The sequence below is a fragment of the Candidatus Harpocratesius sp. genome (genome assembly GCF_054039255.1).
The window spans coordinates 1-16396 of sequence record NZ_JBPLBG010000059.1; the positions used below are offsets into that span (position 1 = coordinate 1).

A 16396-nucleotide genomic window follows, 5' to 3' on the forward strand; every position below is an offset into this window, starting at 1 on the left:
CGAATTTCAAGCAAAATCTTAAAAAATGTTCGAAGTAATATCATGGAAAATTTGTGGTTTTTACAAAAAGAAAAAAGGAGATTATTTTTTGTGAATTAAAAATATAACCTTAAAGACTGAAATAAAAAAACAAACATACAGATTGCATAAAAAATAAATAATTTTTGAGATTAGGTTATATATTTATTGTCAGTAAAATCTATATAATGCAAGGTGTTCAGTTTCATAAATTGGTGTGAGGTTGTTTATTGTCGAGTTTAATAACATAGATGGAAATCTTCCATATTTATCTATAATAAATGGTAAATATTCTCCATTATCTTTCAAAGTTATTAAATATTGGATATTTAGTTCTTTTAATAAATGAATTGTCTCTTGATTGTCAATGTTCAAGTCAGCAATTTGGTTTATTAGTAATGTTTGTGGTTTTTCTCCTGTATAATATATTAATTCTGCTTTTATTAAATATCTTAATTCATATTCACTATGATTGTCGATATATGATTTATTAACCCAACCATAATAAATATTTGAAATGTAAATATCAGAAAGAAATGTTTGATAAAAACCATATCCTTGAATTCTTGTTCCTATAGTTATATGGGAGCAGAAAATTTTGGAATTAACATTTTGGCCTTCTAAAAATGAAATCATGTCAAGTTCTTCTTGAGAAATTGTATTAGGATTTGGAAAATCTTTCATATTCTCTAAATTTCTACCTTCAAATATTGCAAGAGAAAAAAAGGAAGTGTTAAGTATAATAGAAACTAAAATTATTGTTTTTAAATTTTGAGACTTTATTTTTACGAAGTCTTTAGCATTTAATGTAAATTTCATTAAAAATAAAATACAGAAAACTACAAAAACTACTAAAAAAATAATAATATATACTGGTATCTTTAAATTCTGAAATATAAAGTATAATATTCCAAAAAAAAAATTGAGAATGATAATTATTAAAATAAATATTTCCTTAATTTTTTTTTTTTTATATTGAGATATCATTTGTTCGTAAAATTGATAAGCAAAAATAAAATAGAAAGGGAAAAATATGATTGAAGAATAAAAAGAAAGAGTTAAAGTAAATAGTATAAATGGAAGAATCATTATATTAAGTATATCAATGTATTCCAAATTTGCGATATTTTCTTTTTTTTCTACATATAATAAAAAAAATTTTTTCATTAAAAAAAAGATATTTAATAATGAAAAAAAGATAATGATTCCAATAAGCGTGAGATATTCTATCGTAATATTTATTATGAGTCCAAAAATATTACTGTTTTGGAATATTGGGAGACTTGATATCAATGGAGATATTTTGTTTTCATCTATTCCGAAAAAAATATAACCAAATATTGGTAAGATAAGTAAAAAACATATATAAATTATAAACAGTGTTTTTCTGATAGGTTTTTTTAAATTTAAGAATTTCTTTTTAAACGATGAAGATTGAATAATTGAAATTAAAAATGTAGTAAACAAATAAATCATACTAAAAATCCATAATCTATGGGATAAACTCATTAAAAAGATGGTAAATAAACTGAATATAAGATAATTCTTGGCTCTTGTTTTAATCCAAACATATAAAAAATGAATTAAATATAGTTGAAGTACAATAATAAAACTTCGCGGGTGGAGAGTAAAATACGTTAAAGCATAAAAATAAGGACTATTGGTTAAAAAAAAAGAAAATAATGTAGCAGGTTTTTCATCTTTAAAAAAATCTTTAAAAAGTCTGTTACTAGCATCAAATGCAAAAATAGTTAAAATAAATGATAAAATAGTATATGTTATCTCAATAGAAAGACCTAATTTTAGAAATAAAGAAGTTATTATAGGGACTCCTATCGGATAATGAGTTAGAGGATAAAAGCCAAAAATGGATGAAAGATTAAATATCCATGTCTTGGTTCCATTTAAAAAATCCTTTGTATTAATTGCTTGAGCCATCCAGGAGATCCAATAAGTATCGAAACCAAAAATATAATTAGTCCTTGGTATTCTAATTAAAAGAGAAAATATCATTGCGAAATAAAAATACTTATGGTTTTTTATATATTGCATTGTTTTTGATTATTTTATAGTTTTTTTTAATTTTTCGATCTATTTTGGTGCTATAAGAGAATAAATAATATAGTTCCTTGTTCTTCTAATTGAGCTAATTTTAATTTTTCCCTCTTTTATTTTTTTTAAATTCAAGCAAAATCTTGCTCTTTTTATCCTACTTATATAAAATCTCGTTTTATGTCGGAATTTTAATTCCATGTATATAACGTTTATTATTTTTGCAGAGTCCTCGACACTATGAATTGATAAGTGCAAACTCGGTGAGATAACAGTTTATAAATTAGATTTATTGTCGTTTCTTCGGTTATTCTTGAGTAAGATTGTTGGAAAAGTATTTATGGTTTGATTACATAAGTATTAATTATCAATCTTTTAAATAATGCCAATTGATTATTATTCGATATAAGAAAAAACCAAATATCTTACAAACACAGATTCCCGATTTTATATCTGCATGGAAAATAGAAATATTTGATATGTCCAAGCCTCAGGACTATAGAATCGCCAGTAAAAGGTTTACATAGATACATATTAGGAAATATAAAGCGGCCCAAATCACGGCGATAATTCCGAATTTTCAAAAAAAAATAAAGGATTATATTAAGTGGATACATGATCTTGAGGGAAGATATCTTTATCGCTTTCCGCGTGTTAAAATGACCCAATTTGAAGATTTTACACTAAATCATATTTCTAGAATAGAATAGGATATGCATCACTATCTTCCAAAATATTAAGATGCATTCGAGAACCTTTTTGAACTTAACGATTTTGGGTATTTTGATTAAGTACAAGAGCGTTTGGAACTATCGGGTGTGTTATTTTAAGGATATTTTATTAAAGATGTCATTATTTACGAATTACTTAGAATCAATTTAGGATTCAAAGATTATAGTGGATTAGAAAAGATTTTTAGATATATTCCTCAATTCTTGGTGTTTCAACTACCGGTAAACACAGAAATGCGACCTAATGCAGCAGATATGAGCTATGTAATCAAGAAGATCCCTGCTGCTGATGTTTTCTATTTTTTTCAGCAACTGGTGGAAGAATGTATTCAATGTGGAATAATATCTACTCGAATACTTATTTGGGATGATTAATTTATTCAAGCCAATAGTAACAACAATAAAAATAAGGATACCAAGAAATATGGAGATCCAGACGCAGGATATTGTCGACATAATGGTGTGAAAAAAGGGGTAGGTTATGTTCTTGGAATTTTGTATACATATTGTAAAGATCGTTAGTTTCCTATCTATTTTAAAATGTTTCCTGCAAATCGAAGCGATAGTTTAGCGTTTAAAGCCACTATGAATGAGTTTCTAAAACATACTTCCTATAAATGAAGCATGGTGATTGCCGATTCAGTGCCTTATTCTGAACATATTTTAAAAAGTATGCAGTATCTCGGGATTCTTCCGATTATTAGGGCCCGAAAAGGCATTGTTAATCAACTTGTCAAAGAATTAAAGAAAGGATATTATTTTAATACAGATTTTATACCTCCAAACTGGTCTGAAAAGTATTTCTTAAAAATTTATAAATTTCGCCCTATGATCGAGCAAGGAAACTCCTATAGCAATACTTATTACAATGTTTCTCGACTAAGCACACGAATAATGTCTTCTGCGATTAAAAATCGCGCATTCATCTACATTCTCGAACTTCTCAAAGCTTTAACCGCGTACAAATGCGGACGACCTGATTTGGTGATGAAACCTAGTGCTTTTGAAAGTACTAAAGAGATTTTTGCTCATAGAATAAGCGAAAAAATAGCACAACAAAATGGTTATCATACATTATAATAGAATTTAGGAATGTCGACAAATTGCAATGAGCTATAGACGGTGTGTCTTCTTAAAAAATTTCGTAGATCAAGTGAAAAGCTTAAAACTAAAAAAAATTAAAATTAGCTCAATGGTGTGATTTTTTTTTAATTCTTAAGTTTACAAGTTAGCATTTCGACAAAAATTTTTTCTCAAAAATAATTGAAATTTTGTCGATAGAGTGGACTTAGGGATAAGAAATTGGGGGGGGATGTTTTTTTAATCTTAGAAAATATTCGTTAACTTTAATATTTTGACTAATCTTGATGTATTTTTCCTAATTTTTTCTAATTTCCAGAAAGGCTTCGCTTTGGAAGACGAAGAAACTTTCATTATACGGATAGATCTTAAATTTTCTAGCAGTTCATCATAGGAAAAATAAATAGATTTTTTTGCTAATTTAAGCCGAATTAAGGAAAGTAAAAGCAAGCTGAGAACACATATAAAGACATGAGCTTTTATACTTCGATCAGAATGATGATACGTAGGTCGAACAGCTATAGAAGTCGGACATTTCATATTTCGAAAAGCATGTTCGACAATGTACTGTTCACGATATCCCCAAATAATTGATTCAGGAGACCAATCGGTTCGATTTGTAAATAAAATTACTTTTCCCAAGGTCTCTATGTGCTGTTTTTTAGCTTTTTCATCAACTATTATCTCATAAATTAAATTTACATAGTTTCCAAGTAGATTAATTTTGATTACATCGCGATATGGCTTTTTTCCGATTAATAATTTCAACTTTTTATTTACTGCATCTTTATCTCGCCATTTTTTGATGTTCAAGCTAGTTTTAAGGAATTCATTGATGATTAATATCTTGTCTTTCAAATTTTCTTCAAAAAGTATGGCTTGTTTTTTTTGTTTTTTCGGATCAATAACTACATACACATCTCTATCATTACTGTAGATTTTTCTGGATGTTTTGAAATAATATATCTGTTTTTTAGTCTGTGGGAGTATGCTTTTGATGAATTTATCAAGTGGAATATGTAATAGATCTTTTTGTGTAGAATTTCTAGCTGAAACGATAAATCCGAAACCTGCCTGGTCAATCGCCTCAAAAGCTTCTTTTGAATGATTCCCTTTATCAAAAACAAGAGTGACATCATCAGGAGTATAGCCTAATGAAGTCAATCGCTTTACTATATCAAATGGGACATTTTTAAATTTTTTATCATCTTGAATATTTCCTGGATATGTTTCATGTATTATTGGAATTCCTGATTCTCTAGCACAAAGAAGTGAATAACTAACGAGTTTATTCCCGCTACGATTTTCTTTAGAGTGGCCAAATTGGAGCAATCCTTCAGGATCTTGACTTTTAAAAAATGTATAAAAGTTTGTCGGAACATAAAATAAACTATCAATTTTTAAGTTGTAACGGTTAATAACCATTTGATTTAGCGCAATTTCTATATTCTTTATTTTATGGGGGTTATCCGACAAAATTTCTTTTTTTTATGTAACTTTAAATACATGGAATCCTATTTTTATTTGAATTTATGAATAGATCGGCTTATTTTGGTGTATATTTTCCTGAAGATTACCAAGATATAATAATCGATGGATTTACTCGATTTAGAGAACCTATAAACGAGATATTTAGAAATTATCGTATCGCTAAAAGGATTAATCATAATTTAGAGCACATTCAGCAGTTAATACTAATTGCAATAGTTCATAAATTATTTGCAATGAACCGTGGACAAATTTTAACAGTTATTTTATCAAATTATGCACCTAAATTGAAGGAATATTTATTAAAATATAATTCCACGCTCTATTGCAGAAGTTGGTCATCTCCTCGTTTAAAAGACATTGTAGAAACCATGAAAGATGAATTTGACAACTTAATGGACAAATTTATCGATTATTTTTATGTAACCATCGGTGAAAACGCTTGTAAATATTATAAAACTGCTTCTAAAGAGAGAATTTCCAATTTCCCATGACCGACAATAATCAGAATATTGATCTACGAAATTTTGAAATATTTTTATAATTTTGTATGTTACTTTCCATATTATGACTCGAACGTGTGAAATTGAGACATTATCTACAGATGGATTTCAATTATCAATCAACATAAGCCTAGGAACTAAAATTCTTTCTGATACTGTGCCTATATGTTGCCCAAATGAAATTGAAGGAAAAAAGAAGCATGAATTGATATATAATGGGCATGACACGAGTGTTAAGGGTAATCCTCAGCAAATCATCTGTTCAACTTGTGGAAAATCGTTTTATCCACATACAAGTAATCTTTTTAAGGATTTAAAAGCAGATATTCGCTTAATTATTTCACAATCTTTAAAACGGGGACGATTATGTGGAAAAGCCTTATCTAGGAAATTAAAAGTAAAGAAATCAACTACTTCTCTACTCCTTTGGGAGATTATTCAGGCAGTTACACAATCGGTTAAACATTCAAAAAGCTTTAAGCAGAAGAGGAGACGGAGTAATTACTTGTTCATTGATAAGACATTTCTGAAAATTGGGAAGAAAACATGGTATCTAATTGTGGTTATTAGTGGAAATAACAAAATTATGGCCGTTGAGTTAGTAAAAAAACGGACAAAAGAAAATATTATCGATATTGTCAAGGATTGTGCTAATCGATTGTTATATGGCCTTCAGCTCTTAGTATCGGATGGCTTTCAAGTATATGTCGGCGTGGCCCGTGCTCTGAATAAAAATCTCACACATATAAGGCATATTCATAAATCTCCTTACAGGAGAATCATAATTGAGGTTTATTCCTATGATCAATTTCATGTTACCAAAACATCTTTTAAAACTACAAATGAAATAACAAAGCAAGGTGGTTAGTTTATAGGACAACTCAAAACAAGCAAAGAAAGTTTAGGTAATATGAAGCGTGGCCGAAAAAAAGGTGGTAAAAATCGTCCAAAACACATTATTGAATTAGAAAAGAAGAAAAAACGTGAAAATCCAAAACCAAAGGGCAGACCACCAGGAAAATCAAATAAGAAGGAATGGGAAGTGCATGTTTTCGATCATGATAAAAAGAGAGGTTGGATAACTGCTCTTGGTGGTAGTTCCTCTGTGGTGGTCGCCACAATGTACAAAATCCTTAAGCAATTTCGCGATATCCACATCACCTCAAACCTCGTGGAGAAAGAGTTTAGTGCTCTTAAAAAACTTATTGATTTTCGAGGAAGAAGATCGATTGAAATGTGGAAAGATTTATTACTTTCTTATTTTATTATTCGAGATGATCCGAAAATCTTGGAAAAGATTCTTATTAATGTTGAGATTTCGTATCAAATGGTGTCTAAAGCCATGCCCACATTAGTTTCGTGCCAAGTGAGTTCATAGAAGAATCTGAAAAAACGACAGAAGTGAGAATCATGGGAATTCGGAAATTCTCTAAACTCAAGAATTGAAATTAATTTTTTTGCATTTCCATCTAACTCTAATTCTGTTTCTGCCCGTTTGTCCCAAATATCTTTTGGTCGGGGATCAAATACATAGAATTGTAAGGTTTGAAAATGAGTTTGCCCGGCTAGTTTAATCAGTATTCTTTTTCCATTTTTTCCTGAGTAATTGAAAAGGTACTCATTTTGATGATCAAATCAGCTTTTCCTAATTTTACGGCAATAATCACCCTCAACAAATCAAAATAAAGTTTAAACAGCGACTTATCGTTGTCATTTGTTTTCTGCGAGTATTTAGACGTTTGCTGTGATAAAATATATTATTAGCCGCTTGTCCAGCTTCAATTTCAAGAGAAATAGAATAGATTTTCAGAATATCTATCTCTGACCAACTAGAAGGAATTTAATCGGTATTAAAAGAGTTACTTTTTTTTAATACTTCAGTAGGTTGATTTTTTAATCTTTTTTTGGCACAGATTAACGGATAAAAGCCTAATTATTCACATTGATGTAGTATCTTTTTTGAATAGATACTTGTGCCCATAATTACAAATTTTCAATTCTTATTTTTATAAATCACATGAAAGTTTAATAGGTTCTCCCGGACAATCAGATTTTCATTTCTATTCGCAGCAAACATTTCAAAATATATCGATAATACTCGCAGCCATTAACTGCAGTAACAATAAAGATTCGAGGCTTCATAACCCATTCAATTTCTATGATCATTATGACGATAGAAACTTGCTTTGGGATCATTGTACTGATTCGCATTTTTTGCTTCTTCATCTTTATAATAATTACTGTAATATGTTCCAACAAATAGACCTTCCCATAGGATAATTTGGGGTATATTCATGCCGAATTCAATTGCTTCTTACATAATATTATGGAAATATTTGAGGATTAACGATTCAGAGATTTGATTTAGGATGAAACTGATATCTTCAAGGGTAAGATCGTAGGATTGGTTGTGAATAATGTTTTTAAACGGATGTGCGGGAAATAATTGAGTATCTCTCGCAAACCCTGCTTAATATTGAAGTCCTATTTGTCTTTTGAAGAGTTCTAAGGCAATTATATCATGAAGAAATATTATTTTAAATTTTTGACATTGCTTCGAAAGAATAGATTGAACTTCATCGAAATAGGAAAGATCGTTCACTTCGAAGATGTGGTTAAAGAATCATTTAAATTTGGGTAAATATTAAACTATATCCCATGCAAAGCATGGAGACGATTCCTACTTCAAAATCATCATAAGTATACTGCGGAAACAACGGAGATATGGTGTTTTGGGAAGATTTATGTAATGATATTTTTTAAAATAAGTACTGATTAGTATTTTAGGCAAGTCATAACTTATCTTTTCCTCTTTTTTGTATTTTCTAAATACTAAATTGACCTACTGAGAGATAGACAATTCTTAACGTATTAACGGCACTCGAATTCGACTATGGTAATGTAGAAAAAAGTTTGCTTAGTAGCTATGATGAAAATTTTTTCGAGCATGATTATATTTCTCAAGAATCCACAATGGTTAGATTTCAAGATGAAACATGTCAATATAATCATTTTTTTTTGCATTTAAGGAATCTTTGGCTTATTCTATACTCAATTTCAATCATAAACTTATTTCCCATAAGAACCAAAATGTATATCAAGATCTTCAAAGATTTGTCCTTTTTGAGTATAGATATCACTTTAGGAACATTTTTAGGCAAACTTTTTGAACACATTCGTCATTCCTAGCGAAAGACAATAAATGGTCGAAGAAATCAATGAGCTACTTTTGAATAGTGACAATATAATTTGGGATAGATGATTTATAAGAACTCCATATATCAGAGAAAGAACAAAAAACTTAAAAATTGGCAATCTTTAAAATGTTTAATAAAGGTTTTCAATTAGATTCAAAACAGATCGAAAATTGGCAATATTATTTCTGACTATTTATTTGGTATTTGATTTCTTATATTTTGAATCCTAATCGATTTTTTCAATTTGGGTTAGTTTATTTTTATTTTTGAAATTTTCGAATAAAAAAACTTAATGATTGTGTTTTTTTTCATATTATTATGGAGCGAGAGAAAAATATTGCAAAATATACCTTGTTATTAACATTCATTTCTATAATAATGATGCTTTCAGGGTTTATAGTTAAATATTTAACAATGATAACAATATTTGGAAATGATTATAATTCATATGTTGTTATTGTGGCTTCATTTGAAATGTTCATTGTAATTGCTTCATTACAAACAGCAAATTTATTAACTAGAGAATTAAGAATTGATAGTATTAATAGATCTGAGATAAATCAACAATATGCTTTATCATATTGGTTAACTTCTACAATTGCTGCCTTTTTTTATTTTTTTTTTTTAATATTTTATGATCTTATCGATATAGACTTAATATTATTTCTTCCAATAGCTTTGATGTTTAGGACCTTTTCTGAATTTTATATTGCTAATTTGAGAGCTTCAAGTCCCAAAGACCAAAAATGGGCAGCTATTATCTCAATATTCCCCCAAATTTTTAGGTTGATATCTTATAGTTGTACTTTTTTTATTAACAAATCAATAATTTCAACTAAACTTTTATTATTTTTTTATGGAAGTTCACAGATTTTCTATTTTTTAAATATTCAATTCTTAGTGCCATCCTTATGGAGAACTATAAAATTTAGAATATTTCGGTTAGAATTAAAATCAAAATTAAAAAAATCTTTCAGAATAATAAAACAATCTATCTTGTTATCATTTAATGGTTTTTTCAGGAAATTAGTCAATTTTCTCGTGATATTTATTGCATCATTAATCATTAAAGAAGAACAATTCAAGCAATTTGATTTTGCATTATATTTTATATCGATTTTTTCAATTGTGGGCTCGAATATTCTGATCGCAAATGTTACCAAAGCAGATAATTTTTCATTTAATAAGAAGGTAATAAATAAATTTATTTTAATAGTTCTGTGGTTTTTAGTACCTACATTGATTATTTTTAGTATCATTTTAATCAATTCAAATATTTTAATTTTGATTATGACATTTTTAAAATTACCTGGAAATTATCTTAAAAAATTAGTCATTCCAATGGCTTTTTTGCCTATTCCATTGCTGATTGGATCCTATCTGCGTGGAAAAATGAATGCTCTTGGAAAATATCATGAGATTACTGTTTATACTTTAATTTCATTTAGTATAACATTAATAAATATAATTATCTCTTATTTTACTAGTTCGATTTTTCTTTTAATGCTTAGTTATACAATACAAAATTTAATTGAATTATTATTATTCTATCATAATATTTGCACATAACCAATTCTCTCTGACTTATAAAAACCATAATCCAGAACAAAGTTAATTGAAAAACAGTCTTCAAGGTTATAGACGCGCCGATTAAAATCGTCAATAATGGAGAACAGAAACGCTTTTGAAGGGAAAGGAGAATTTATAATTGAAACATTGTGTCATCAATTACGGGAGCGGCGATTCATCAATCGACCATCCCAACTTTCCCTCAAGATTTGTTTCTCAGCGGAGAATTTAAATTTTATGTGGAAAGTATGGTGAGTCAAACAGGAATCGTGAAGATATTCAAACCGAGGCTTTATTCGTCCTTGGATTTTATAGTTGTTATGCTTAATGCGATAGTAGCTAAGCAATCTACAACATATGCTTCAGAATTTCTTAATAATTATTTTGTCAGACACGATTGCAAAAGAAAATTTTTAAAAATAAATGAGTTTATAGATGGGATCCGAAAACGACGCTTGGTACCCCATCAAGCGGATGTGGACAAATTCTTTAGGTTGCTTTCCGAAATAGGCATTCATTTCATCTTCGGAAACCTTTTAAATCGAGTTAACAGGGAAATCCGAAGTAAAGAGAACAAAGGTTCAAAAATGCGCCTTCTGGTTGATAGCACCGAATATCCTTACTATGGAATGCTTCAACCGTCATTTGAGCTTGGTACACAAAAACAACCAAGAACCTGTAAAGTTCGTTTGTTCCAAGGGTTTGTTCTTCAATGTTGTGGACTTACACTTTTTTCTGAGTTTAGATTGCTCAGATATGGTTAATATCGCTCAAAACATATTGGTATCGGTGTAAAATGGTTAAAATTTCAAGTGCTTAACCTAAGCTATATGTTAATGGATCGTGAATTTTACCGTACAGCTCTCGTTAATGAATTAAAATCACAAAAATTACCTGTGTAAATGCATACCAAGCGTTTCAAGCGTGTCAAGAGGGCGTTCAGCGATTTTTTATTAGAAAGACGCCCGATTTCGGATAAATATTTCTTTTCTCAGAAATCTGGAACAAAATCTTAGCCGAGTTCAGTATATATGCATTTAATCTTAACTGCACATAAAAATCAATTAGCAAAAGAACTCCGTCAAAAATTCCTTCAAAATAAAATAAAGTTTGATCAAATAATGGAAGAAATTGAAGGATTCTTCACAATGCTCCGTCCCCATAAAAGTCAAGCCCGATGGAGCCGATGGTTTTCAAGGACATATAAAAAACGATAGTTTGAAGAAACATGCTTTAGAATGCTTAATGAGATCCACACATCTTACCGAAATCATAAGTCAACTACGCAACTTGCTCAACTTTATCTTCGTGCCTATATATTTAATTGCTGGCAGTATTACCGAAAGCAACAATTACGATTGAATCAGAAAATGTGGAAAACGACTCTGTCTGTTTATCTATTACGTATTTCAAGCATAATCTTAAGAAATATGAAATGTAATATCATGGAAAATTTATGGTTTTTACAAAAAAAAAGGGGGTTATTTTTTATGAAATAAAAATATAACCTTAAAGACTGAAAAAAAAAGAACCAAATATTTTTAAAAACCTTCGAATTACCTACATATACAGTAATTCAAATTCTTTTAAATATTATTATTAAATAATTCATTATTTCAAAAAAGTAGTCCTATAAGAGAGAAGAAAAAATAATGCAACATATTTGTTTACAATCTGCTAATACTTCTAATTATCCCTCAGAAACTCAAATTGACCAATATTTATTTCCAAATATTCGCATTGCGATAATAATTCCTGCATATAATGAAGAATACACAATTAAAACTACAATACAAAGAATTAATCGCAATCTTAGTCCTTTTTTAGATATAATTGTCATCAATGATGGTTCCAAAGACAATACATCTAAAATTGTTAGGTCTTTCTCCGATGTTACTCTTATTTCTCATCTTAAAAATTTAGGTAATGGGTCAGCAGTTCGTACAGGTTTTTATTATTGCAAAAGACGTTCTTTTGATGTAATAATTACAATGGATGCAGACGGTCAACATGATCCAGCTGACATCCCAGCGCTTATAGATAAAATAATAAATCAAAAATTTGATTTCGTTATCGGAAATCGATTTAAATACCAATATTACATGCCAACTGCTAGAAAATTTTTTTCTATCCTAATGAGTAAATTATATACGGTTTTATTTCTAAAAAAAATTACTGATCCTTCAAATGGATTTAGAGCAATGTCGAAAAAAGTAATAAAGGAACTAGATTTAAATGCAACATATTCTACGATTCAAGAAGTATTATTTCGAGTAATGCCTTTTTACAAATTTGCAGAAATTCCTATATTGATTTCACAACGAACAAAAGGCAAGTCGTTCATTAAATTTGGAAAATATTTTATAAAAACGTCAGAATGTTTTATTAAATACTTCATCTTCAAAGCTATTAGGAATCCCAGAAAATTTATAAAAGCATATTCACAAAGACTTCTTTTTTTGTTCAGTCGGGAGCAATCCGACAAAAACTTTTGATCAAAAAAGAAAAAATAACAATGCACTAAAGTCCAATTGTAAATTCGACATAAATAGCGCACCTTTTCATCAGTCATCATAAGTTTTACCAGTGCAATCGCCTTATAAAATGCAATATTCGCCCGAATACGGCTATTGACCCTTATCAATAAAGGATTCCATGTTGTTTTTTGACCATCGCCAATCAGGTTCCCTCGTTTTTTCTTAATTCCGTTAATACCCTCGTTCTGTCTACGGATATGATAAACTAAAAAACTATTTAATTGTCGCATAAGGAATCACTGTCAACCCAATTATTTTATCGGGATATGAGCCATTTTTTTTTTTTAATTTCTCGACGTATGTTTATGGGCTTTTTTCTTAATCTTTTCTCTTTTGACTGCTCCATTTTGCTCAATCCGCGGCGTTATGCTCTCAATTCATATTTTGAAAGAATTTTTGGAAGGACTTTTTTTTTCGTCATATGAAATGAATTTTCCAGCATTTTTAGAATATTGTTTTGTATCTTTTATCCATGCTCTCCGTTCCTCAGAACTTAAACCTTTTTTAATCGCCATTTTTGATAATTTTTGGAGTTTTGCACCTACATTTTTCAATTTTTTAAGAAGTTTGGATTGTCTGGTATTTATCTCGATGAATAGTATCGAATCTGCTACTTTTATATCTTCGATGATGTAAGTAGAACTGTAGCCAGCATCGGCTGTTATCGCCCAGACATCTTTTCTCGTTAATAATGCCAGATTTTGGATGTATTCTACCGTATCATTAAAAAAAGCGGCGTCTGCAGTATTTCCTGCTTTGGTAATTCCGATTATCGGAATGCAGTTAAAGCCACATCCGATTGAGCATTTTTGACCGAAAAATTTTCCACGAGATCCGTGCCCGTTTGATGCTGATTTGTCCCTTTTATCTTGTGAAATATTAGTACTATCTATAGAAATCGCCCTAAATTCATGGATTTCCTCTGAAATAAGTTTTAAATCTAATAAATAATCAAAATTATCAATATTTTCTTCGATCCATCTAATACTAGTAAAAAATTTACTTCTCATCGGTGGGCCCGTGATGAACCCCAAAATTCGTGCAAGCTCGAAAATAAGATTGTTTTTTTGCATTTTGATTGTTTTTGTTTCACCAATCAATTCTGTAATCCCTGAAATTTGTTTTATGTGCATATAAGTCCGAGCATTGAAATAAGGCATTATTTCTGCCCGCTTTTCGACGTCAACGAATGGATAAATCTTAGAATGTGGAAAAATATCGATGAATATCTCAATTGGAGGTGTCATTTTTATTTTTAATTCTTTAGAAGCAGTTTTATAATTTTTACGAGCGATTTCACCGATGGATACATAAAAATAATCGAGTAATTTATCCATTAAAGTGTCAAATTTGCTTTTCATGGTTTCTACGATATCTTTTAATCGTGGAAATGACCAATTTCTGGAATAGAGCGTAGAATTGAATTTTAATAAATATTTTCTCAATTTAGGTGTGTAATTTGAAAAGATAATTGTCAAAATTTGTCCACGGTTCAATGCAAATAATTTTTGAACTATTGCAATCAGTATCAGCTGCTAATATGCTCCAAATTCTGGTGTATCCTTTTAGCGATACGATATTCTCTATATATCTTATTTATAGGTTCCCTAGATTGAGTAAATCCATAGAATATTATTTATTGGTAATCTTCAGGAATTTATGCACCAAAATAAGCCGTTCTATTCATAAATTCAAATAAAAATAGGATTCCATATTTTTAAAGTTTCATAAAAAAAAGAAATTTTGTCGGATAACCTCCTGTTTAGTCTTTAAGGTTATATTTTATCTCTCAAAATATGGCTGCATTTTTCCTTTTTGTATATTCTTATATCGTTCCTCCCATGATTGTAAGAAAATTGATTCGATTTTTTCAATTATGCTCATCTATTACTGAAAAAGGGTCAGACATTGATGATGTTTATGATTTTTCAATCCTTTATTTCGATAGAATTGCCAACTTTTATGAATTAGTGCCCGAAGATATAATTCGGCTAATTGTACAATCGGATTTCGATATCGAAATTGTTTGTGTATTTTGTTTAATGAGCTAAAGCCAGTTTCTTGCTTCCATCTAATTTTATATGTCTTTATTAACCATCTTTCCCAAGATTTTTCATTTTTCCAAGGTTCAAGCGTTGTAAAGAAGGCAGATAGTTGCTTTATAGCTTCATCATAGCAAATCTTCCCATTAAGCAGCTGATCCCGTATTTCCCAAGCAGCTTGCTTATCATGACCGACCACAACAATATATAAATTAACGGAAGTTGGCCAAGGTTTTGCGCCAGATTTTTGCTTGAATAAGTATTTCGATACCAAAGGTCCTTTTCCGATTAAATAATTCCTGATAATTCGCTTTATATGGACATATTTTTTAGAAGGCATAATAATCGGGACTTTCTTATCTTTCAACGCTTTAACCAATTGAACTCGATAAAATTCTCGATCCATCAAACCATAACTAAAGTTATATTCATTCCATCTTAGCCAATCAACAGAATTTGGAATGGAAAGCCAACGTCCTTTTCCTTTTTATAGTAAATAGAAATCTGTAAATAGAGTAATGTTCTGACAATGCACTACATGTCCCTGAAATAAACGTACTGTTTTTTGTTCCCATATGGGGCTTAAAAGATTTCTGTTCAAACGCTGTCTGCGTCTTTCCATAATAAGGAAACTCTGTGTTATCAACTAAGAACCGCCATTTTTAGGATAACCCATAATGTCGAGCAATTTTCCGACAAAGTGCCATAAGTATTTTTCCGAACAGATTTTGTACTTCATTTGCAGTTAAACAGCGGAAAAACTTGTCAACATCGGTTTGATGAGGCACGAATCGTCGTTTCCGTTTAGTATCTTTAAAAATCTTTGGAGATAAATTGTATTTGTTTTTGAAATATTTAACAAGGTAGTCATTTAAACCCTCTGCGGCAATATGAACTGATATTTGGCGGGCAAGTGCATATAATTTCACCATTACATAGCCAGCATATTCATAGAGCCGAGGACGGAATCTATTGGCAATTCCCAATTGATTGACTTGCTGATTCACCAAAGTTTTAAATTCATCTAAAACAAAGAGATCTCTAGAGGGAAAGAGCAGTCGGTCGATTGGGGAATCGTCCGAGTCTGTAGAGATATCATGTGTTCATATCATATTTCTACTTTCCCCTTTAAAACTTGCTCGATTCTTCATGCGTAATGATTAAAGGCGATTTAATTCG

The 16396-nt window shown here is 29.7% G+C and carries 16 protein-coding genes; 10 read left to right on the forward strand and 6 right to left on the reverse strand.

Features of this window, described 5'->3' with window-relative positions; translation table 11 throughout:
• Positions 1 to 189: 189 nt before the first annotated feature.
• Positions 190 to 837 carry a hypothetical protein gene (locus ACXLDF_RS13415; protein WP_457559049.1) on the reverse strand — a complete coding sequence of 216 codons (648 nt, stop codon included), beginning with the start codon at positions 835 to 837 and terminating at the stop codon, positions 190 to 192.
• 841 nt (positions 838 to 1678) lie between these two features.
• Here ACXLDF_RS13415 and ACXLDF_RS13420 point away from each other — a divergent pair.
• The 3 genes from ACXLDF_RS13420 (at position 1679) to ACXLDF_RS13430 (ending at position 3881) form a co-directional block, all read left to right on the forward strand.
• The gene (locus ACXLDF_RS13420; protein WP_457559050.1) at positions 1679 to 1861 is read left to right on the forward strand and encodes a hypothetical protein; all 183 of its coding nucleotides are present in this window, start codon (positions 1679 to 1681) and stop codon (positions 1859 to 1861) included.
• A gap of 1147 nt (positions 1862 to 3008) precedes the next feature.
• Positions 3009 to 3176 (forward strand): hypothetical protein, encoded by a 168-nt coding sequence (locus ACXLDF_RS13425; RefSeq protein WP_457559051.1) that lies wholly within the window; start codon positions 3009 to 3011, stop codon positions 3174 to 3176.
• 267 nt (positions 3177 to 3443) lie between these two features.
• On the forward strand, positions 3444 to 3881 hold the full coding sequence (locus tag ACXLDF_RS13430) for a hypothetical protein (protein WP_457559052.1): 438 nt from the start codon (positions 3444 to 3446) through the stop codon (positions 3879 to 3881).
• 246 nt (positions 3882 to 4127) lie between these two features.
• Here the strand turns inward: ACXLDF_RS13430 and ACXLDF_RS13435 are convergent, their stop codons facing one another.
• Entirely contained in the window at positions 4128 to 5357 is a 1230-nt protein-coding gene (locus tag ACXLDF_RS13435; protein ID WP_457559053.1) for an IS1634 family transposase, read from the reverse strand.
• 56 nt (positions 5358 to 5413) lie between these two features.
• Between ACXLDF_RS13435 and ACXLDF_RS13440 the strand changes: the two genes are divergently transcribed.
• The 3 genes from ACXLDF_RS13440 to ACXLDF_RS13450 all read left to right on the forward strand — a co-directional run bounded on the left by ACXLDF_RS13440 (position 5414) and on the right by ACXLDF_RS13450 (position 7250).
• A complete protein-coding gene (locus tag ACXLDF_RS13440; RefSeq protein WP_457559054.1) occupies positions 5414 to 5863 on the forward strand; it encodes a hypothetical protein in 450 nt (149 codons plus the stop codon).
• A 73-nt stretch (positions 5864 to 5936) separates the two neighbouring features.
• Positions 5937 to 6740 carry a hypothetical protein gene (locus ACXLDF_RS13445; protein WP_457559055.1) on the forward strand — a complete coding sequence of 268 codons (804 nt, stop codon included), beginning with the start codon at positions 5937 to 5939 and terminating at the stop codon, positions 6738 to 6740.
• A 42-nt stretch (positions 6741 to 6782) separates the two neighbouring features.
• A complete protein-coding gene (locus tag ACXLDF_RS13450; RefSeq protein WP_457559056.1) occupies positions 6783 to 7250 on the forward strand; it encodes a hypothetical protein in 468 nt (155 codons plus the stop codon).
• A 771-nt stretch (positions 7251 to 8021) separates the two neighbouring features.
• Here ACXLDF_RS13450 and ACXLDF_RS13455 read toward each other — a convergent pair.
• Positions 8022 to 8168 (reverse strand): hypothetical protein, encoded by a 147-nt coding sequence (locus ACXLDF_RS13455; protein WP_457559057.1) that lies wholly within the window; start codon positions 8166 to 8168, stop codon positions 8022 to 8024.
• Positions 8169 to 9387: 1219 nt separating this feature from the next.
• On the opposite strand from ACXLDF_RS13455, the gene ACXLDF_RS13460 reads away from it, so the two are divergent.
• The 4 genes from ACXLDF_RS13460 (at position 9388) to ACXLDF_RS13475 (ending at position 13133) form a co-directional block, all read left to right on the forward strand.
• Complete coding sequence (locus ACXLDF_RS13460) at positions 9388 to 10638, forward strand: hypothetical protein (protein ID WP_457559058.1); 1251 nt, start codon at positions 9388 to 9390, stop codon at positions 10636 to 10638.
• Positions 10639 to 10886: 248 nt separating this feature from the next.
• Positions 10887 to 11402, forward strand: coding sequence for a hypothetical protein (locus ACXLDF_RS13465; RefSeq protein ID WP_457559059.1), 516 nt, complete (start codon positions 10887 to 10889; stop codon positions 11400 to 11402).
• A 267-nt stretch (positions 11403 to 11669) separates the two neighbouring features.
• Complete coding sequence (locus ACXLDF_RS13470) at positions 11670 to 11855, forward strand: hypothetical protein (RefSeq protein WP_457559060.1); 186 nt, start codon at positions 11670 to 11672, stop codon at positions 11853 to 11855.
• 435 nt (positions 11856 to 12290) lie between these two features.
• Positions 12291 to 13133: a glycosyltransferase family 2 protein gene (locus ACXLDF_RS13475; RefSeq protein WP_457559061.1), complete on the forward strand. Its 843-nt coding sequence runs from the start codon at positions 12291 to 12293 to the stop codon at positions 13131 to 13133.
• A 419-nt stretch (positions 13134 to 13552) separates the two neighbouring features.
• On the opposite strand, the gene ACXLDF_RS13480 is transcribed toward ACXLDF_RS13475, so the two are convergent.
• From ACXLDF_RS13480 to ACXLDF_RS13490, 3 genes are all read right to left on the reverse strand, one after another.
• A complete protein-coding gene (locus tag ACXLDF_RS13480; protein ID WP_457559062.1) occupies positions 13553 to 14653 on the reverse strand; it encodes a transposase in 1101 nt (366 codons plus the stop codon).
• Between the two features lie 409 nt (positions 14654 to 15062).
• Positions 15063 to 15623, reverse strand: coding sequence for a hypothetical protein (locus ACXLDF_RS13485; protein ID WP_457559063.1), 561 nt, complete (start codon positions 15621 to 15623; stop codon positions 15063 to 15065).
• Between the two features lie 256 nt (positions 15624 to 15879).
• Complete coding sequence (locus ACXLDF_RS13490; protein ID WP_457559064.1) at positions 15880 to 16224, reverse strand: hypothetical protein; 345 nt, start codon at positions 16222 to 16224, stop codon at positions 15880 to 15882.
• Between the last annotated feature and the right edge of the window lie 172 nt (positions 16225 to 16396).

What these genes read in the sequence shown, in the direction of transcription:
- ACXLDF_RS13415 (WP_457559049.1), bottom strand. Translation starts at nt 837, where the DNA reads ATGAAATTTACATTAAATGCTAAAGACTTCGTAAAAATAAAGTCTCAA.
- ACXLDF_RS13440 (WP_457559054.1), top strand. Translation starts at nt 5,414, where the DNA reads ATGAATAGATCGGCTTATTTTGGTGTATATTTTCCTGAAGATTACCAA.
- ACXLDF_RS13445 (WP_457559055.1), top strand. Translation starts at nt 5,937, where the DNA reads ATGACTCGAACGTGTGAAATTGAGACATTATCTACAGATGGATTTCAA.
- ACXLDF_RS13450 (WP_457559056.1), top strand. Translation starts at nt 6,783, where the DNA reads ATGAAGCGTGGCCGAAAAAAAGGTGGTAAAAATCGTCCAAAACACATT.
- ACXLDF_RS13455 (WP_457559057.1), bottom strand. Translation starts at nt 8,168, where the DNA reads ATGAATATACCCCAAATTATCCTATGGGAAGGTCTATTTGTTGGAACA.
- ACXLDF_RS13460 (WP_457559058.1), top strand. Translation starts at nt 9,388, where the DNA reads ATGGAGCGAGAGAAAAATATTGCAAAATATACCTTGTTATTAACATTC.
- ACXLDF_RS13465 (WP_457559059.1), top strand. Translation starts at nt 10,887, where the DNA reads ATGGTGAGTCAAACAGGAATCGTGAAGATATTCAAACCGAGGCTTTAT.
- ACXLDF_RS13470 (WP_457559060.1), top strand. Translation starts at nt 11,670, where the DNA reads ATGCATTTAATCTTAACTGCACATAAAAATCAATTAGCAAAAGAACTC.
- ACXLDF_RS13475 (WP_457559061.1), top strand. Translation starts at nt 12,291, where the DNA reads ATGCAACATATTTGTTTACAATCTGCTAATACTTCTAATTATCCCTCA.
- ACXLDF_RS13485 (WP_457559063.1), bottom strand. Translation starts at nt 15,623, where the DNA reads ATGGATCGAGAATTTTATCGAGTTCAATTGGTTAAAGCGTTGAAAGAT.